This is a genomic window from Hydrogenophaga soli (assembly GCF_054777695.1).
This window is the reverse complement of the sequence record NZ_BAAHAK010000007.1, coordinates 1-18,198: the sequence shown is the minus strand read 5'-3', so window position 1 is coordinate 18,198 and position 18,198 is coordinate 1. Positions and strand designations below refer to the sequence as shown.

At 57.8% G+C, this 18,198-nt stretch carries 16 protein-coding genes; 2 read left to right on the top strand and 14 right to left on the bottom strand.

Annotated features, from left to right (window positions below; genetic code table 11):
- Positions 1-3: 3 nt before the first annotated feature.
- From ACYVB7_RS13230 to ACYVB7_RS13210, 5 genes are read right to left on the bottom strand one after another with little or no spacing between them, the layout of a single operon-like run.
- Entirely contained in the window at positions 4-1,128 is a 1,125-nt protein-coding gene (locus ACYVB7_RS13230; protein ID WP_460508412.1) for a DGQHR domain-containing protein, read from the bottom strand.
- A gap of 8 nt (positions 1,129-1,136) precedes the next feature.
- Positions 1,137-1,943, bottom strand: a complete 807-nt coding sequence (locus ACYVB7_RS13225) for an HNH endonuclease (RefSeq protein ID WP_460508410.1) — start codon at positions 1,941-1,943, stop codon at positions 1,137-1,139.
- Positions 1,944-1,958: 15 nt separating this feature from the next.
- Positions 1,959-2,777: a restriction endonuclease gene (locus tag ACYVB7_RS13220; RefSeq protein WP_460508407.1), complete on the bottom strand. Its 819-nt coding sequence runs from the start codon at positions 2,775-2,777 to the stop codon at positions 1,959-1,961.
- A gap of 36 nt (positions 2,778-2,813) precedes the next feature.
- Positions 2,814-4,085, bottom strand: coding sequence for a hypothetical protein (locus ACYVB7_RS13215; RefSeq protein ID WP_460508405.1), 1,272 nt, complete (start codon positions 4,083-4,085; stop codon positions 2,814-2,816).
- Positions 4,078-6,522, bottom strand: coding sequence for a DEAD/DEAH box helicase (locus tag ACYVB7_RS13210; protein ID WP_460508403.1), 2,445 nt, complete (start codon positions 6,520-6,522; stop codon positions 4,078-4,080). The genes ACYVB7_RS13215 and ACYVB7_RS13210 overlap by 8 nt, the downstream gene beginning before the upstream one ends.
- Positions 6,523-6,692: 170 nt before the next feature.
- On the opposite strand from ACYVB7_RS13210, the gene ACYVB7_RS13205 reads away from it, so the two are divergent.
- Positions 6,693-7,688 carry a hypothetical protein gene (locus ACYVB7_RS13205; protein WP_460508400.1) on the top strand — a complete coding sequence of 332 codons (996 nt, stop codon included), beginning with the start codon at positions 6,693-6,695 and terminating at the stop codon, positions 7,686-7,688.
- Positions 7,682-8,446, top strand: coding sequence for a hypothetical protein (locus ACYVB7_RS13200; RefSeq protein WP_460508398.1), 765 nt, complete (start codon positions 7,682-7,684; stop codon positions 8,444-8,446). The genes ACYVB7_RS13205 and ACYVB7_RS13200 overlap by 7 nt, the downstream gene beginning before the upstream one ends.
- A 261-nt stretch (positions 8,447-8,707) precedes the next feature.
- On the opposite strand, the gene ACYVB7_RS13195 is transcribed toward ACYVB7_RS13200, so the two are convergent.
- From ACYVB7_RS13195 to ACYVB7_RS13155, 9 genes are all read right to left on the bottom strand, one after another.
- Positions 8,708-9,460, bottom strand: a complete 753-nt coding sequence (locus tag ACYVB7_RS13195; RefSeq protein WP_460508395.1) for a sulfite exporter TauE/SafE family protein — start codon at positions 9,458-9,460, stop codon at positions 8,708-8,710.
- Positions 9,461-9,471: 11 nt separating this feature from the next.
- The gene (locus ACYVB7_RS13190; protein WP_460508393.1) at positions 9,472-10,539 is read right to left on the bottom strand and encodes a protein-glutamate methylesterase/protein-glutamine glutaminase; all 1,068 of its coding nucleotides are present in this window, start codon (positions 10,537-10,539) and stop codon (positions 9,472-9,474) included.
- Positions 10,536-11,054, bottom strand: coding sequence for a chemotaxis protein CheD (locus ACYVB7_RS13185; protein WP_460508390.1), 519 nt, complete (start codon positions 11,052-11,054; stop codon positions 10,536-10,538). The genes ACYVB7_RS13190 and ACYVB7_RS13185 overlap by 4 nt, the downstream gene beginning before the upstream one ends.
- Positions 11,055-11,064: 10 nt before the next feature.
- A complete protein-coding gene (locus ACYVB7_RS13180) occupies positions 11,065-11,904 on the bottom strand; it encodes a CheR family methyltransferase (RefSeq protein WP_460508388.1) in 840 nt (279 codons plus the stop codon).
- The gene (locus tag ACYVB7_RS13175) at positions 11,901-14,324 is read right to left on the bottom strand and encodes a putative bifunctional diguanylate cyclase/phosphodiesterase (protein WP_460508386.1); all 2,424 of its coding nucleotides are present in this window, start codon (positions 14,322-14,324) and stop codon (positions 11,901-11,903) included. Before ACYVB7_RS13175 ends, ACYVB7_RS13180 begins: the two co-directional genes overlap by 4 nt.
- 32 nt (positions 14,325-14,356) lie before the next feature.
- Positions 14,357-14,863 carry a hypothetical protein gene (locus ACYVB7_RS13170; RefSeq protein ID WP_460508383.1) on the bottom strand — a complete coding sequence of 169 codons (507 nt, stop codon included), beginning with the start codon at positions 14,861-14,863 and terminating at the stop codon, positions 14,357-14,359.
- Positions 14,860-17,073 carry a methyl-accepting chemotaxis protein gene (locus ACYVB7_RS13165; protein WP_460508380.1) on the bottom strand — a complete coding sequence of 738 codons (2,214 nt, stop codon included), beginning with the start codon at positions 17,071-17,073 and terminating at the stop codon, positions 14,860-14,862. The genes ACYVB7_RS13170 and ACYVB7_RS13165 overlap by 4 nt, the downstream gene beginning before the upstream one ends.
- Before the next feature lie 53 nt (positions 17,074-17,126).
- The gene (locus ACYVB7_RS13160; RefSeq protein WP_460508378.1) at positions 17,127-17,696 is read right to left on the bottom strand and encodes a chemotaxis protein CheW; all 570 of its coding nucleotides are present in this window, start codon (positions 17,694-17,696) and stop codon (positions 17,127-17,129) included.
- A gap of 33 nt (positions 17,697-17,729) precedes the next feature.
- A partial coding sequence (locus ACYVB7_RS13155; RefSeq protein WP_460508376.1) for a methyl-accepting chemotaxis protein occupies positions 17,730-18,198 on the bottom strand: 469 nt, incomplete at its 5' end.

Genomic DNA, 18,198 nt, shown 5'->3' with positions numbered 1-18,198 from the left:
TTTCTAGGCGGCCGTTGTAGTCTTGATGAGCGGAATATCCAAACTCCACGGCTCCTTATCGCGCAAATTCTGTTGAACTGCTTTTAGCGCGCCTTCCACCTGATCGCGCACCGCCTTCGTATCGGAGACAGAAATAGTCCAGTCGGTCAGCCAGAATTCTATTGTCTGGAATGAAAGTATTCTTGTGATTGCAGAGTGAACGTCCTCTGCATTCCCAAAGTTAACTAGCTGTCCGCTGTACGTAGCTAAGGAGTCAATGGCCTCAGTGACATATTTTGTCATCGTTACTAAGCCCACCTTATTCAATAGTTTGCTCTCTTTGGAGAATGCTCCTGGCCATAAATTCTTGATTGATGCCCACATCGTAATGAAGAACTCGAAAGCCGAATCATCATCCGATAACTGCTTAAATTTCTTCGACTGAATGAATGCGATGCTTGCTTCAATTGCCGCAGGCACTACCATTCGTTGTTCTGGATTAGCTTTGCCCGGTAAATTCACGAGGCCACAGAAGGGACTGTCTTGAAGCTCGTCAGCCAGTCCCACGTAGCCAACGTGCCTATGTAGGGAAAGGCGAGCGGTTCGGAGTCTTTGCTCAAGATCTTGATTTTCCGCCTGATCGGTAAAGTTGATCGAGAGCGCGCGAATGTGATCCGTAGTGACCTTTGACACCTTATTGTTGATCACAATGAATTGAAAGGCTTTCTCCTCGTTTGTTGCGTCGAGAATCGCAACAATTGGAACGGCTGCTTTCTCGTCAAACAATCCAAGACCGTACAATCGATGCTGTCCATCAACGACAAAGATGCTTTCTTTGTCTTTTTCGTCCAGCTCGATAAAGCCCATCTCTTCGCTATCCGGCATTTTCTCAAGGTTATATGCGTCTTTTCCAAGAGTAATGACAATCGCGGTAGGAATGGTGTTGCGCGAATCTTCTTGGAGAAATTTGCTAATCGACTTTACCTTGAAATCGTTTCGCGCGCGCTGAATTCCACTAACGTCGTCTGGAGATAGTCTTGGTACGGTTGACCAAGATTCGATTTCGCCAGCAGGTGCCCTGAACATGCAGAAGCTCGGTGCATTGGGCTCCTCTGGCTTTTGACGAAAAATAATGCAGGGATATCTCATGGCGGCCCTTAGGAAAATGAAAAGTTGAAATAGTCAACGGAATCTGCCGAATTAATGGGACTAATCGACGAAAAATTCGCCGGTCCCAGTGCAAGTGCCGCATCTTTTAAACTAAGTGTTTTCTCATTGGCAAATCGTATGATGTCTTGAATTCGTCGCGCGATTTTCTCTCTCCTGCCAATCGACTTTATCTCCTCGTCGGATGGTTCGGGCTTGAGAACGACGGAGAATATGGCACCGGTATGCCATAGAAGCATATCGTCTTTCTTCTCATTACATCCCCAGCAGGCTGGCAGTAGATTTTCAGCAATGCTATCTCCGCCGTAGCTGGACGGCCAGATATGCTCATACTTGATTGCACTACGCGGATCATCGGATTGATGAGAGCACATTGTCCCGCACAGATAACAAGGAACTTCTGTTCTGTTTGCCCTGACTTTCTTCTTTATTGAATCTTTTATTGGGCGCTTGGAATTTCGTGCCGCATCGAGCGATAAGCGAGCTACACGATCAACCAGGTCATCACCTTGTTTGGCCATCTCTATTGTTTCCTGAAGATAGTGCACAAATAAGCCATGATGGAGACTCGCGTCGTCTACATTTGAGATGCGTTCAGCCTTTTTAACTAGACGAGCTAAAATATTTAAGGCGGTTACACCTAAAAAATAGCTCGAAAAGTCATCTGACCGACCGCCAAATTCGAGGATTGGTAAGTTCTTAAGCGAGTGTGGCGAGCGAATACCGATTACTTCATTTACGAGCAAATGAAATAGATGCTCACCCGATGTTGATGGGGTAAAGCTGGTTATTTCCATTTTTCCACAGCCGCTTCAAAGGGCAAAAGTCGGGATTTCCATAAGACTTGATTCGACTCTTAGTTTTCGTTCGATCATGAGCTTTACGATCGCCTGACCGTCGAGCATCACAATAGGGATGGCGCCTGGCTGTGTTGTGACATCAATTGCGCCTTGTGAAAATGATGATGTTGTGAGAAAAATACCTTGTTCATATTTGCCCTGGGCCGCTCCACGAAATCGATCTATTTCTGGTCTGTGGATGTGAGTCTTTGTCCAGCGTTTGCATTGGAATGCGACATTTAGGTAGGCAAGTCCAACCTTGAGTTTTCCATGCCCGTCTATGCCACCGTCACGAGAAACACTCGTTACCTTCATATCCTCGAAACCGTACGCTTCAAGTAATTCCTTGGCAAATGCTTCAAAACCTGACGGAGGAAGCCGCTTGAGCTCTTGAAGCATGTGCTTCTTGAAGATGTCGAGATAGCGCTTGTGCAGTTGCCAGAGTTGCTTTTCTACTGTCGGAAGGGGCGCTTCCTTGGCTGGCTGGCTTGATTTGGTCTGCGAGGCGGAGTTTTTCCTGGCCTTTCGTGTTCGTTGCGTCCCCGATGGTGGTGAAGTCTCGATAGGTTCGTACTGATTGTCGCTGACCATCCGGAAATGTTTCGTCGAGGCGGCGCTTGGAAAATCCAGGTCCAAACAGTGCCGCCTAATCTGCATGAGCACGACATGCTGCGGGTCTTTTGCCTGAAATACATAAAGCCCTTGTTCGATAATCTTCGAGTAGGCTTCACGAGCACTCAGCGGCTGATTCGCACCCTGCATGACAGCTTTGATTGCTTCGACGATGGTCATCTAATTCCTCCTCCCTGTGATCGAATTGCGCTGTGCTTAGTCTGCGACGGCTTTCATCATTTTCTGATACCGCGCGACTTGATGCGCAATGCGATCAAGAATGGGAGTGAGATGTTCCTGTTGCGAGAGAAGGGTATCCACCTTTAGGTCTTGAAGGGCCTTCAGCAAAGAAGTGAGGGCGTCAATTGGTGTTCTCTGCGTCTTGTGTTGGAGGAATTCAGCCTCGATCACTCCGATGGGTCTTGCTTCGTCGGGCGAGTTGACGTCGAGCTGCTTGGCGAAGTTCGTTCCGCACTTGCCATCGTAGGTTGCCATCTGGTTCCAGAGGCGCACGCTTTCGGCCTTGTAGAAGATGTTCTCGTTGTCCTCTTCCTTGCCGGAACGCGGCTTCGAAAATGCCCACTGAAATAGAACCTCTTCCGATTCCTTGGGGAGCCGCAGGGAATCTTTGTTCACGTTGAACTGTTCCTTCGGGTATGCATTCTGAAGAATCAGCTCGAAGAAATAGTGATCCTCATCGGACAGCGCTTCGCCCTCAGGCAACCGATCTTCATAGTCGCGTTTGAAGTGGGTGAACGCAGAGGCGGCTTGGATGTTCCGCCTGGCCTTGGTGCCACCAAGCGACACCATGGATGCGACCTCGTTTACCAAATCGTCTTCAAGGCGCAATGCAACCTTGTCTCCATGCCGGGCGCGGAACAGGCGTTCATACAAGGACAGGATGTAGAGGTTCGTCGCATAGGGTTTCCATTCGCGAGCATGGCTGATGTGTCGTACGCCGAGCAAACGAGGCAGAATTGCTTGGAGTTCGTCAACGGATTTTGCGGCCACTGGGAAGACGCGTAGCTGGTCGGTTTGGCTGGCAATGTTCTCCAGTCGATCAACCAGGTCCTGCTGAACACGCAATTCCTCTTCGAAGCGGCTTGGAGTTTTCTTCAGCTTCTCTAGCTTCTTCCGCTCACGTTCTAGGCGGCTGCCACGCAGTGTGCGTAGTGCCACTGTCCGTGTGTTCCCTTCAACTACGATGTAATGCCCTGGGCGATGCGAATGCTCCCATACGATGATCGAGTCGATGGGAACCCAGCCATGCGCAAGGATTGAGTCCTCCAGATTCGCGACGTCGTAAACAGCGCGAACCCGCTCTTCGAGCGTCTGCTGGAGGTCTTCGGCGAACAGGGCGTTGTCATCAAGATAGCCGGGAGGGTTCTCGGGAGCGATGCGGGGATTATTGGGGTCGAGGTGAATCTTATCGAAGGGAACCAACTTGGCATCTTGCAAGTCGTTGATGGGGGTGTGATGGTTATTCATTGTTGTGCTCCTTTGTAGTATCAAGATTGGGGTTGTCGGTAAGCGCCAAGACGCGTGCTGCGCGCGCTGTTGGGTCGACCAAAAATTCACTTCGGTGCAGCAGTCGGGCCGGGATTTGCAGTTGGCTTGAGCTGGCCAGGTATGAAGCAAGTGCGCCGAACTGTTCTGCTGGAGCGGCTTGGGCAAGTTGTTGCCTGAGGTTGTTTAGCCCGACAGTTAGTTCGCTCGTCGCGCTCGCGTTGAGCAGAAATGCTTCCGATCCTGCCAGGGGCAACGGTACCTTGACCGCTGTTGCATATTGCAGCGGCGTTTCGAGATAGATGGCTTCGATTTGTGCGGCGTTGTGGCAATCACGAAGGAATTCGCTGAGGGCGGGAGGAACGGCAGGTCGGAAGGTAAAGGAAACATACCTGAGCCAGGTTGTTGCTCCGTGGGGCTTAAAGGGCCGGCTTCCCATGGTGTCGATCGGGGAGGGGCCGTGTACTTCGCGCTTGGCAAAGTACGATGCAGTCAGCAACCCAGTCAGTTCCAACCAGCGACTGCCGGCACTAAGGTCTTTTGCTAGACCGTAAGCGGTGCCGTCTCGTAGAAGGAAATCAGAGGGGTCCGACAGATCTGCGCCCAGCGAACAGAAGGCGTTGAATACGCCGCGCAGCATCGCTGATGTATCTGCGGTTTCCAGAGAAACGCCCCAACTCGATTCCGTCTCAAACTGATCGGCGGAGCCGAAGTAGGGGAGTCCATAAAGGAAGAGCCGGCAGGTTTCGCCTGGCATCAATGTCTTGATGCGGGCGAGCGAACGCTGTGCTTGCTTTTCCTCGACGCGGTGCTGCTCTAGCAAGAGCTTGGCCTTCTCATAAAGATCGCCGTGACTCACATACTCAATATCGACGAGTTGTGGCCGCAAGAAGTCGTCGATCTCCTGATAGAGCCACCTCTGGTCGAAGTGATAGGCGATAGAGTCGTTTCTGGCTTGAACCACATAAGCCGCGCGCTTGTCGGGAGCGTATCGCACGCATCGGCCTGCGGCTTGCATCAAGCGGATAACACTGGTTGACGGATAGGTGAGTACGACCGCGTTGATGCTCGGATCGTCAAAACCCTCCAGTAGCAACTGAGCCGAAATCAGTACGGCGCGTGGCTTGTTGCCGAAGCGGGCAAGGAAGTCCTCGTTATCGATGCCAAGAGAGTTGGCTGCCCCGTGGACAAAACCGATATCTTCGACCTCTAGCGGATGATCGTCAGGCAACCGGTCAAGCAGCGCCATGTAAAACTCTTCGACCCGATCGATACGGGGCGCGAGCACTAATACCTTGGTGAAATCCGTTGAGGTTCTATCGACGATGTAGTCCGCTAGATCGTCTATGGCCTCGGGGGACCAGTCGAAGTTTTCGACAGGGAAGTCCAGGAACTTCGGTGTGAGAACGGCCCGGCGTTCAGCAAGCTCACGGTACGTGATCGTGAAGGCAATCTCATCGATGCCGATAGGCAGACGGTCGCTTCGGTTAGGTGTGGCGGTGAGCAGCAGCACCGGGGCGGCCCAGGGGTTGGCGAAAACGGGCTGGTATGAAGGTGCGGCAGCGTGGTGCGCTTCATCGACGATGATCAGTGCCGGCCGGGTTGCAGCGCCTTCGAGCAGCGGTGTTAGGTCGCTGACCATGACGAACTTGATTCGGTTGGCAAGCTCAGCCAGTTTCTCGCCTTCCTGGCGATCATCTTGCATAGCGATGAGCTTTTGCAGTTCTCTGTAAGCTTGTTCGCGGAGATTGCGTCGATGTGTCACCCAATACGCTGGCGCCTTGGTGTCGAGACTCTTGCCTAGCATGGTCAGGACAATGCGCAAGGCCGTACGAGTCTTGCCCGCGCCGGTTGGCAATACGAGACCGACTCGGCCAGCAGGTCGTCTACTAAAGGCGTCTACGCACCTTGCGACGGCGGTGTCTTGGTAGCTCCAGTCGGGTGGCTCATGCCGAACGGTGATCGCGCCAGTGGGGCGCGATGCTCCAGTCGTTCCAGTGCCAGTAGTGCCAGGCGCTTCGTCAAGCAGTCGAGCTGCAAGCGCTGGAGGAATGGATAGGCGTTCTGCTATTTCGTCCAAGGAGTCGGCTGAGAACGCGCGCAGCTTGATGGCTTCAGCTTGGAGTGTTTTCAGTGCTACAGAAGCCCGATCAGCAACAGTTCGATCGGCTTCGAGCGCCGCGCGGGCAGCCTGTTCAGTAAGGTCCACGGTCGCTTCGTTTAGCGATCTGGTTACGTCGTTCGATAGCAGGGCGTGCAGTCGGTTAGGGTGGAGCCTTCCTTCAGTGCCCGAGCCCTGAAGGGTGTCATTCAGGAGTTTGGTCAGTGCCGCGACGTTGCCGGCAGCCAAAAACAACGGCAGGACTTGGGTGTCCACCAAATGTTTGACCCGTTCGCTCTGGATGCTTAGTCGTGCCATTTCGGTTGCTCCGTTTCTTCTTGGTAAAATTCTCTAATAACGGAATTGTGAAGTCAAGTTCCAAAATAACGGAATCAGATGCGGCACTTGATCGTCGTTGCTATATGTAACTCTACATCGCACGATAACTTTACGTTTGTTATCGTGCATAAGTATGTTATAAAGGAAACATGGAACCGCTCGACATTGCCGTTAAGGAGTATCTGACTGAGGTCCTACCCATCCGGGAGGTTGAGATTCGCCCCTACGCGGGAGTGGAGTCGCTGCCTTACTTTCTCAGAGATGCCTACGATGTCCGAGAGCTCAGCCTGCGAGGCACACGCCTGGTGATGGCAATTCAGCGTGCTGGTGAGAAGCCTTCTTTGGCGAACGTGCGAACTCAGCTTCAAAAAATGGAGGCGATCACTGGATTGCCAGTGGTCTACGTTGCTCTCGCGATGGCTTCATATGAGCGCAAACGCTTGATCGAGCATCACGTGCCTTTTCTTGTTCCGGGTAACCAGCTCTATTTGCCGGACTTGGGTCTTGATCTCCGGGAGCACTTCCGAAAACCGCACCTGGCGGATGAAGAGGCCCTAAGTCCTTCGGCGCAGGCCATCGTGATAGCTGCCTTGGTGCAGCGCTCGTGGCGTGATGGATTCGGAGCAATCGAGTCGGCGGAGCCGCTGGGCTACACCGCGATGACTTGGTCGCGAGCCACCAGAGAGATCGCCGGAACTGGTATTGCAGATGTTCAGGTCGCGGGTCGTTCGCGGCAATTGAAGTTCGTTCAAGGACCACGGGAAACTTGGGAGCGCATTCGTCCCAGGCTCCGGTCGCCGGTCAAGCGGACGGTATGGGCGTTGCCCCCTGCGCCTGGGCAAACTCCCTTGGCCAGGCAGGCGGGGCTGAGCGCGTTGGCCGCACAATCTATGTTAACTGCACCTCGAACCACCAGCTACGCCTTAGACCTAGCAGGGTGGAAAGCCGCGCTTCACGGCGGATGGAAGGAGCTCCCGGGGCCTGATACTGGCGCAAGTGAGGTACAAATATGGGCGTACAACCCAGGCATTCTGGAAAGCAGCCCCTATGTCGACCCGTTGTCGCTATGGCTCAGTTTGCAAACCACGAGCGATGAACGGGTTCAGTCAGCGCTCGATGAATTGATGGAGACATTGCCATGGTGAAGGGACTGGACGTGTTCCAGAACTGGTTCGCGGACCACGCTGATCAGTACGTGCTGATCGGAGGGACCGCGGCGAGTCTCACCATGGAGGACGCGGGGCTGGATTTTCGCGCGACCAAGGATCTCGACATTGTGTTGCACGTGGAGGCGCTGACACCTCAGTTTGGGCAGACTTTCTGGCGCTTTGTTGAGGCGGGTGGGTACGGCATCCGTCAGGCGAGCGATACAGGCAAGCCAGTTTTCTATCGATTCCAGAAGCCGGCTGACCCGAGCTTTCCTTTTATGGTGGAACTGTTTGCGCGAACACCTGATGGACTGGAAATCGCCGAGGGTAGCCAGTTGACGCCCATCCCTCTGGATGAGGCGGTGTCCAGTCTGTCCGCGATCCTGTTGGATACCGATTACTACGACTTCATCATGGCAGGGCGGCGCATCGTGGCCGGTTTGCCATGGGTTGGAGAGGATCGCCTGATCCCGTTGAAAGCCGTCGCCTGGCTGGAGCTTTCCGCAAGGAAAGAGGAGGGGGAGGCCGTGGACTCGAAAGACGTGCGGAAGCACCTCAACGATGTGCTTCGCCTGTCGCAACTGCTTGCGCAAGATACGCGCATCGAAGTGACCGCTCGGATCGCCGATGACCTCTCGCGTTTTCTCGAAGCACTCAGGGCCGATGACTCCATCGACCCAAGGACGCTCAAGCTTGGGGATGTTACTGTTGCAGACTTGGCTGCTCGTATCGCGCGTGCGTATGGTCTGGCTTGAATTTGATTCAGTTCGTCGTAGTTGGGCTACGATTCGATGAGTTTTTTCAAAGCAAACGCCTTCGCAGGTGGTAGTGATAGTTGACGATTGATGGGCTGGTGGAATAGCAGTCGCGCAAACGGAGTCCATCTCCCGCGCCAGCAAAAGCGCTTATTTTTTGACGGTATAAGTGACGGTAAAGTGTGATGGCAAGAACAACGAAAGCTAGTCCCCGTGCGGGTTTTAAGGCCTCTGAAACAATCGAGTGGGAGTGAGTTCCCGTCAGGCCAGGAATCCGTCCCAGATCAACTTGGCCCCGGTGAGGAACATGCCCCATTCCACCAGCCGGTAAAACCACAGGGGGCTGATGCGGCGGGCGATTTTCACGCCCGTCCACACCCCCAACGGTGCCAGCGGCATCAGCACCAGCGAGGTGCCCAGATTGTTCCAGTCCAGCAGGCCCAGCCAGGCATACGGCAGCCATTTGCTGAGGTTGATGATGAAAAAGAACGCCGCCAAAGTACCCGTGAACACAGTGGGGGCCAGCTTCAACGGGATCACATAGGCGTTGATGGGCGGGCCGCCCGAATGGGACACAAAGCTGGTGAAGCCCGATGTGGTGGTCATCAACGCGCCCCACAGCCGTCCGGGGGGCGGTGCGTCGGCATGTGGCGGAAACAGCTTTCGCTGGGCCAGGAACACCCAGGCAAAAATGCCCACGATCCCGGCGACCGTGTGTGCATCCAGCCACCGGAACAGCACAGTCCCCACACCAATGCCCAACAAACCCCAGGGCAGCATGAACAGCAACAGTCGGCGGTCCAAGTCCCGGTGGAACGCCTTGAGGGTCAGCACATCCATGACAAACAGCAGTGGCATGAGGATGGCGGCGGCTTGCGGAACGGGCACCGCCAAGGCCATCATGGGCACGGCCAAGGAACCAAAGCCAGCACCGAAACCACTTTTGCTCAAGCCGAGCAAGACCACCGCGGGAACGGCAACGAGGTAAAACGACGGGTCGGTGATGGCCTGCATGGCAATGGGCGTCAGCCCACGTAGTTCATGACCTCATAGGGTATTCGATCCAGCGGCACCGTCTTGTTGACCCCGCCATGCTTGATGGCTTCCTTGGGCATGCCAAAGACCACGCAGGTGGATTCATCTTCAGCCACCGTTCGTGCGCCGGCGTCGTGCATGTCCTTCAAGCCGCGTGCACCGTCGTCACCCATGCCCGTCATGATGATGCCCATGGCATTTTTGCCTGCGGCATGGGCTACCGAGCGGAACAGCACGTCCACCGACGGTTTGTGCCGGTTCACCAGCGGCCCATCTCGCACCTCCACCAGATACTGGGCACCGCTGCGCTTGACGGTCATGTGCCGTCCCCCGGGGGCAATCAGCGCCAGTCCCGTGCGAACGCGGTCACCATCCCGAGCCTCTCGAACCTCAATCTGGCACAGGCTGTCCAGGCGCTGCGCAAACAGCGCGGTGAACTTTTCTGGCATGTGCTGAACGATGACCATGCCGGAGCAATGGGGGGGCAGCTGGGTCAGCACCGATTCCAATGCCAACGTTCCTCCCGTGGACGTGCCAAAGGCCACCAACTTGTCGGTGGTTGCGTACGCGAGTGACGCCGCTGGAGGCGGGGTATGGATGGGGGAGGGCATGGCCGTCACCGCGCGGGGCAGGGCGGGGCGCAGGCGGCCCACGTTGGCACAGGCCGCAGCCTTGATGGCGTGGATGATGTCGTTGGCGGAGTCTTCCAGAAACGATTTCAAGCCGGCTTTGGGTTTGGTGATGATGCTCACCGCGCCCGAAGCGAGGGCATCCATGGTGACCTGCGCACCGCGTTCGGCCAACGTGGAGCAGATGATGGTGGGGGTGGGGCGATCGGCCATGACCTTTTTCAGAAAGGTCAGGCCGTCCATGCGAGGCATTTCGATGTCCACGATCAGCACGTCGGGCCAATGGGTTTTCATCTTTTCCATGGCAAACACCGGGTCTTGCGCCGTGGCCATCACTTCAATGCCAGGTTCTCGCTGGATGGCGTGGGCCACGACTTGGCGGACAACCGCCGAGTCATCCACGATCATCACCTTGATTTTTTCCTTCACAAACGTTCCTTGGTGGATTGAGGCCCTTGGGTGCAGCTGACCAGCCCGGAGGCCAGGTCGAAATGGAGCCGTCGGGGCAGGACACCGCCCACATCCACATGCCGCAATGGCAAGCCCAGTTGCGCCAGCATGTGGTGAGCAACCTCGATGTTGCGCTGTCCGACGTCCAGACCGGCCAGTTCGGGCAGGGAAAACATTCTCCCCCCCCCAAACAGTTGCACCTGACAGGACTGGGCGGCGATGCCGCGGGTTTTCAAATGGCCCCAGAGGATTTCAATGGCCTCGTCGGTGAATCGCCCATCCAGCGGAGCACCGCAGGGGCGTTGGCGTTTGGGCAGCAGTGCATGGCACATGCCGCCCACGCGCTTGGCAGGGTCCCACACGGTCACCGACACACAGGAGCCCAACAAGGTCTTGATGTAGCCCGGGGCCTGACCAAAGTGATGCTCACCCGGGTGAATGAAAACCCCCGTGGAAGAAGGTCGTTCTGCTGACCGAGGGGCTGAATGGGGCATGGTTCAGTTGCTATCGATGGATTCGGCGGTAGACCGTCGGTTGGATGGCGGTCAAGGCTTGGGTCAGGCCGCTGAGGGTTTCCGAATGCCCCACAATGAAATGCCCATGCTGCTTCAGGAAGGGGAGCAAGTTGGACACCACCTTCGATTTCGTTGGGTTGTCAAAGTAAATCATCACATTGCGCAGGAAGATCACATCGAACTGGCCAATGCCCTGTTCCGGGCTGAGCAAGTTGCTCTGCAAAAACCGCACACGCTCCCGCAGTTCCCTGCAAATCAGCATGGTGCCACTTTGCTCCCGCAAACCTTTGAGGCAGTATTTTTTCAGGTGTGGCTGAGGAATGCCTGAAATTCGGTCCGTGGTGTAGTGGCCTCGCTCCGCCTTGGCCAGGACTTGGGTGCTGATGTCGGTGCCTACCACTTCCCATGGGGCACTGCCCAGGGTGTCGGCCAGCACCATGGCGATGGAGTAAGCCTCCTCGCCCGTGGATGATGCCGCGCTCCACACGCGAAAACTGCCCTCCGCATGGGTGCGGTGTTGCAACGCCTCCTTGTGGAGAAATTCAAAGTGTTTGGGCTCTCTGAAAAAGTAGGTTTCGTTGGTGGTCAGCAAGTCAACCATCACCTGAAGTTCTTCTGCCGCCCCCGGGCTGGTCACGTACTGAAAGTACTGGCCAAAGCTCTGCAGGTTCAGTTCTTTCAGCCGCTTGGACAGCCGTCCCACCAGCAAGACCCGCTTGGCATCCGACAGGTGTATGCCTGCCACTTGGTGAATCAGGGCGCGAAACTGTGCAAATTCCTTCGCGGTGATGGACGCACTGCCCTGGTTGTAGATGGCATCAAAACTCATGCGGTCAACGAGGCCTTTGGGCTGCTGTTCTTTTGCAGATTCGATTCGAATACGCCTTTGGCCATGGGCTTGCCGTATAAAAATCCCTGGGCCAGGAGACAGCCTTGGTCTGCCAGGAATCGGGCCTGAGCTTCGGACTCCACACCTTCGGCCACCAATTGCATGTTCAAGCTGCGCCCCATGCTCACAATGGCCTTGGTCAATTCCGTGCTGTTGCTTTCGACATCAATGTCGCGGACAAACGTGCGATCGATCTTGAGCACATCAATGGGGAATCGCTTGAGGTAGGCCAGCGAGGAATACCCCGTTCCAAAGTCGTCAATGGCCACGGTGATGCCCATGGCACGGAGGGCGCACAGCGTGTCGCGCACCCGTTCGTTGGCGTCCAGCAGCAGGTTCTCGGTGATTTCAAGCTCCAGCCACCCGGGCTCGCAGCCCGTGGTCAACAACACGCTGTGCACCGTGCTCACCAAGTCGTCTTGGCGAAACTGGACGGGGGAAAGGTTGACCGCCACCTTGAATGGCTCAGACAGGCCCGCATTCCATTCGTGTGCTGCCAGGCAGGCTTTGGTCAGCACCCATGTGCCCATGCCCACAATCAGGCCGTTCTCCTCGGCCAAGCCGATGAAACGATCCGGCGACAGGAGGCCCTGCGTGGGGTGGTTCCAGCGCAGCAGCGCCTCGGCCCCCACCCAGGCCCCATTGACCAGATTCACCTTGGGTTGGTAGTGGACCTCCAGCTGCCCGTCGGGCTCGGCGCGTCGAAGGGCAATGCCCAGTTGGGCGCGCTCGCGTGCCCGTTCGGTCAGCTCGGCCGAGTACAGGTGATAACCCGAAGGCCCCTGTGTCTTGGCTTCGGTCAATGCGGAGTCGGCATGATGCAACAGTTCATGGGCACGCACGCCATCCGATGGAAACAACGCCATGCCAATGCTGCACGTGACAAACAACGGCTGGTCCCCAATCTGGAAGGGCTGAGCCATGGCGACATTGATCTTCTTGGCAATGGCCACCAAGTCAGCCACGTCCCGAATCTTGGGCAGCAGCACCGCAAACTCGTCAGCCCCCAGCCGGGCCACCGTGTCATATGCCCGCACCAGCTGCTGCAGGCGTTGACCACAGTGCATCAGGAGGTGATCGCCGTGGCCGTGGCCCAGGATGTCGTTCACCTCTTTGAAACGATCAAGGTTGAGCAACAGCAAGCCACCAATGTGCCCGCCATCCACTGCGTTGGCCATGGCGGTCTGCAACCGGTCGTTCAACAGGGTTCGGTTGGGCAGGCCCGTCAACGGGTCCTGCAAGGTCATCTCGGTCAGGCGTGTTTCGTACTGCTTGATTTCAGTGATGTCGCGCGTGGTGCCCCTCAGCCGCACCGGCCCCTTGGGTCCGTAATCGATCTGTACATGGGTGTACATGCTCAGGACTTCGCCCAACGCACTGGTGATTCGGTAGGTGTACGCCACTTCCGGCAGCCGCTGCGCATAGGCATTCTGGAACAGGGTCCAAATGCGCTTCCGGTCCTCCTTGGGCGAGCGCTCCAAGGCTTGTTCAGGGGTTGGATGCCAGCCCAGGGGTTGCCCAAAGAGCCGACACAACTCTTCCGACACCAAAGACCGCTGATGCACAAAATCCCATTCCCAATGGCCAATGCGGGCCATGCTTTCGGCTCGGGCCAGGACCCGCTGGTTTTCCTTGTGCTCGGTGATGTCTCGTCCGATGGTCAACACGCTGACCAACTGACCCCGGTTGTCCTGTTCGGGGATCAAGCGGATGTGGATGTACTTTCTCTGCCCATTGTCCGGGGCCCAGACGTACTCCACGTCCCGTGCCTCACCGCTTTGGACGACGCCTTGAATGGCTTGCTCCAGTCGCTCGGCGTTGCCGCATGTCCAGAACTCGGTCAGACGCCGACCCAGAATGGCCTTGGGGCTCAAACCCCACAGACGCAGGAACGTCGGGTTGGCGTAGGTGCAGCAGCCCGTCAGGTCGTAGCGCACCACGGTGTCGGGGAAGTGGGCCATCAACGTTTGAAACGTGCGCGCCTGTTCGTCCCGATCTTCCTGGAGTTGTTCCAAGCGCTGGCGCAATCGGAGTTCGTCCGTGGTGTCTCGGCCCACCATCCACCATCCGGTCACCACGCCATCGTCCTGCAACTCGGGGGGGAACTGGAGGCCCAATTGGCGCTGATTGCCCTGCAAATCCTTCCACAGCCAGGGCACCGACGAGGTTCCATCCTCGGTCATGGCCCGTTGCCGCATCTCGGTAAAGTCGGGAGCCACGGCTCCAAACACCCGCTCGTAGGCTGCATTGGCGTAGGTCTTTTGGCCTTGTGCATCGAACCGCGCCACCACATCGCGGGCACGCGCCGCCAAGGCACAAAACGCGTCGGTCATGTGTGAAGGAACCAACGCAAGTGCCATGGGCATGCAGGTCATCATGCGCATGAGCAGGTTCAGTTCAACGCAACGCTGCTGCGTTCCAGTGCATCAGCCACCTCCACGGTGCTCTGAAATGCCCGGTCCACCAAACTCATCAGGTGTTCCAGCAAGTCGGACACCGTGTCGCTGGACGAGATGCGCAGTTCCCCGCTGCGGGCCGCTTGTGCCATGACACGGATTTCCCTCAGCAATGCCGTCAAGGCGTCGGCCGTGGTGTTGACCAGCAGGCGCACTTCGTCGTAACACGGGTCGTCGCAAGCGGCGTGCGTCAGGGAGGGCACTGCACTGTTGAATGCGGCTTCCACCGTTTGGGACAGGCGCTCGAACCGGGCATGCAATGGATGACCCGATGGGGTGTGCTCCCAGGGGGCGATGATGAGGGAGGCCTCGCCCCGAAGGGAAGCCATCGCCACCATCGACCACACTTCAGAGGTTGTGGCCGCCAACTCGTGCTGCATCGACTCCAGGGAGATCAGGGGACGAGGTGCGTCAACCCTTGGGGTTTGGAGGTTGGCCATCATGTGCGTTCTCCGGTGCGGATTTTGAAAAACGCCGTCAACTCCTGAAGGCTGTGTGCCTGGGACGACATCTCTTCAGCCGTGGCCGCCAGCTCTTCCGATGCGCTGGCGTTTTGCTGGGTGATCTCATTGAGCTGGGTCATGACCACGTTGATCTGGCCCACGCCAGCGCTCTGGCGGCCAGAGGCCGTGGCGATTTCTTGCACCAGCTGGGCGGTTTTCTGCGTGGCGGGAACAATGTCGTCCAACAGTTGGCCTGCGCGCTCGGCCAGTCCCACGCTTTCCAGGGCCAGCTCCCCGATGTCATGCGCGGCCACCTGACTGCGTTCGGCCAGCTTGCGCACCTCGGCGGCCACCACGGCAAAACCCTTGCCGTGTTCGCCGGCCCGTGCCGCCTCGATGGTGGCGTTGAGGGCCAGCAGGTTGGTCTGGTAGGCGATGTCGTCGATGATGCTGATCTTCTGGGCGATCTGCTTCATGGCCCGCACCGTGGCATTGACAGCCTGCCCACCTTCGGTGGCCATTTGCGAACCGTTGGCGCTCATGCGCTCGGCCACCTTGGCGTTGTCGGTGTTGCGGATGATGGCCATGCCCATTTCCTCCACCGATGCCGAGGTCTGCTCCACACTGGCCGCCTGTTCGCTGGAGGTCTGCGACAGGTTCTGGGCGGTGGTGGACACCTGTTGGGTGGCGCTGGCAATGGTGTGTGCGGTGTTGCTCACTTCCGCGACGGTCTGGGCCAGCTTGAACACCGTGTTGTTCACCGTGTCGCTCAAGGCGGCGAAAGCGCCGTGGTACTCGCCTCGCATCTGGGCCGTCATGTCGCCGCGTTCCATCTGGCGCAACACCACCAGGGTGTCTTTCAGGCCCTGGTCGCTGGTGGATGCAATGCGGTTCAATCCTTCAGCCACCTGCAGGAAGAAGCCTTTTTTGCCCGCGGGGTCTACGCGCTTGGAAAAATCCCCATCGGCGGCTGCGGCCACCATGGCGGCCAGTTCACGCTCGGCCGCCACCTCGGCGGTGCGGTCCACCCACTCCACCACAATGCCCATGCGGCGGTGCTGGGCATCGTGAATGGGGTTGGCCGTGATCTGCAAGGTCATGTCACCCAGGGGCACGTTGGACTGAAGCACGGTGTTCAAGTCGCGCAGCAAGGCCCGCTGGTGGGCTGGATTGCGGTGAAAACGGTCGATGTTTTCGCCCACCACCCGGGTGGCGTCGAAGTCGGGGATCACCCGGCGCAGGTTCGGGGTGGCCCGGGTCAACAGTGCCAGGGTGGCCTGGTTGGCGTAAAAAATGCGCCCGTCGTTGTCGGCCATCATCAGGTTGACCGGGGTGCAATCCAGTGCCGTCTTGATGCGCAACGCCTCCTGGGCTGCACGCTCGCTGGCCGACAGTGTCTCCGCCATGCGTTTGAGAGCGGCCAACAGGCTCCAGTGGTCGTTGTCCTTGGTGGGGATGTTGATCGACAAATTGCCGTTGGCCATGGCATGGGCCACGCCATGGGCCACATGGGGGTCGTCGCCCAACTGTTTCAGCAGCGAGCCACACAGTTTCCACGCGGCAACCACGCCCAACACCATGGAGCACACAGCGCACACCAGCAACAACACCATGGTTGAATGGGCTTTTGCCAGGGTCTGCTGGGTGTGGGTTTGGGCCTCGCTCAGTTGGTCGGAGCGAAAGTGGTCCAGGCTGCGGGCGAGGGCGGTGCTGGCGGCATCGAACTGGCGCATCTTGGCATTGCCCGCTTCCGTCCCCTCCAGGATGTAGGTTTCGGCCATGTCGCGGCCCGCGGCTTCAAAGCGCCGGAAGTCGTTGTCCAGCAAGGCCAACCGCTCCAACGCGCCCGATTGGCCACCGGCCTCCAGGCTCTTGCGGAACTCGGCCACGTTGGCCAAGAAACCGTCGGTGGCGCGCCGAGCTCCTTCGTAACCATCGCGTTCCCGTGTGGCAGCCACATCGGTCAGGTACTGCTGCACGTCCACCCGTTGCACGTTCATGTCGTCCACGCGCAGCACCTGGGGCAAGGTCACGTCGTGAACCTGCTGGGCACTGCCCACCACCTGTTGCACGCTCCAGCCCAGCAACACCAGCCCCACGCTGAACATGGCCAGCACCGCACCAAAGGCGTAGGTGAGTTTGAGCTTCATGCTGGCCTGCCGCGGTCCACCGTCAGCCAAGGTGGTGGGCGGTTTCATCGTGAGGGTCATGGTGAAGGTCCTGGGATCGACAATGGGTTGAACAACGGGGAAACGGAAATCGCTCAGGCCGCTTCGGCCTGCACAGCGGCGAGCACGGCGACCTCGTCGAGCGACAAGACACGAGCCACATCCAGAATGACGACAAACTTGCCCGCCACCTTGCCCATGCCGCGGATGAAGTCCGTGCGGATGCGCGCGCCAAAGGCCGGTGGCGGTTCGATCTCGGCGGTCGGGATTTCCAGCACCTCCGACACCGCATCCACCACCACCCCCATTTGCTGGGTCTGGCGGGGGCCGTCGGCGTCGTGGCTGCCCATCACCTCGGTTTCGATGATCACGATGCAGGTGCGCTTGCTCACCGCCCGGGCCTGGCGCCCAAAGCGCACCGACAGGTCAATGACCGGTACCACCGCACCGCGCAGGTTGATGACGCCGCGGATGAAGGGCGGCGTCATGGGCACCTCGGTCAACTGGCCGTATTCCAGAATCTCCCGGATGGCCAGGATGCCGATGGCAAACATCTCCTCACCCAGGCTGAAGGTGAGGTACTGCTGCTGTTGGTCGGCATCCGCCTGGGATAGGGTGGCACCCGGGTTTGAAGCTTTTTTGGCCTCTAGCGCTTTTTCTGTCATGGGTTTGTGCTCCTGTTTTTAGAGTCAGGAAGGTCAGAACCGGGCAAAGCTGCTTTCGTCCACCGGGCCTGCGGTCAGCAGCTTGCGGTTGACGGGTTTGCTGGCGATGGCCAGGGCCTTGGCGGTGCGCTGTACCGGGGCAGGGCGTTGGTTGGTGTTGCTGATGCCCCGTTGGGTCCCATGCCCCAAATTGAAGAAGGCCATGAGCTGCTGCAGGTTGTCGGCCTGGCTGCTCATTTCCTCGGCGGTGGCGGCCAGCTCTTCCGAGGCGCTGGCGTTTTGCTGGGTGATCTGGTTCAACTGGCCCATGGCCGCATTGACCTGGCCCACCCCGGCGCTTTGCTCCTGTGAGGCCGCGGTGATCTCCTGCACCAACTCAGCCGTGCGGCGGGTGGCGGGCACGATCTCGTCGAGCAGCTTGCCCGCCCGTTCGGCCATGCCCACCGAGTTGCTGGCCAGCTGGCCAATCTCTTGTGCCGCCACCTGGCTGCGTTCGGCCAGC

Coding starts and splice junctions, on each gene's coding strand:
- ACYVB7_RS13230 (WP_460508412.1), bottom strand. CDS start 1,128: ATGAGATATCCCTGCATTATTTTTCGTCAAAAGCCAGAGGAGCCCAAT.
- ACYVB7_RS13225 (WP_460508410.1), bottom strand. CDS start 1,943: ATGGAAATAACCAGCTTTACCCCATCAACATCGGGTGAGCATCTATTT.
- ACYVB7_RS13220 (WP_460508407.1), bottom strand. CDS start 2,777: ATGACCATCGTCGAAGCAATCAAAGCTGTCATGCAGGGTGCGAATCAG.
- ACYVB7_RS13215 (WP_460508405.1), bottom strand. CDS start 4,085: ATGAATAACCATCACACCCCCATCAACGACTTGCAAGATGCCAAGTTG.
- ACYVB7_RS13210 (WP_460508403.1), bottom strand. CDS start 6,522: ATGGCACGACTAAGCATCCAGAGCGAACGGGTCAAACATTTGGTGGAC.
- ACYVB7_RS13205 (WP_460508400.1), top strand. CDS start 6,693: ATGGAACCGCTCGACATTGCCGTTAAGGAGTATCTGACTGAGGTCCTA.
- ACYVB7_RS13200 (WP_460508398.1), top strand. CDS start 7,682: ATGGTGAAGGGACTGGACGTGTTCCAGAACTGGTTCGCGGACCACGCT.
- ACYVB7_RS13195 (WP_460508395.1), bottom strand. CDS start 9,460: ATGCAGGCCATCACCGACCCGTCGTTTTACCTCGTTGCCGTTCCCGCG.
- ACYVB7_RS13185 (WP_460508390.1), bottom strand. CDS start 11,054: ATGCCCCATTCAGCCCCTCGGTCAGCAGAACGACCTTCTTCCACGGGG.
- ACYVB7_RS13180 (WP_460508388.1), bottom strand. CDS start 11,904: ATGAGTTTTGATGCCATCTACAACCAGGGCAGTGCGTCCATCACCGCG.
- ACYVB7_RS13175 (WP_460508386.1), bottom strand. CDS start 14,324: ATGGCACTTGCGTTGGTTCCTTCACACATGACCGACGCGTTTTGTGCC.
- ACYVB7_RS13170 (WP_460508383.1), bottom strand. CDS start 14,863: ATGATGGCCAACCTCCAAACCCCAAGGGTTGACGCACCTCGTCCCCTG.
- ACYVB7_RS13165 (WP_460508380.1), bottom strand. CDS start 17,073: ATGACCCTCACGATGAAACCGCCCACCACCTTGGCTGACGGTGGACCG.
- ACYVB7_RS13160 (WP_460508378.1), bottom strand. CDS start 17,696: ATGACAGAAAAAGCGCTAGAGGCCAAAAAAGCTTCAAACCCGGGTGCC.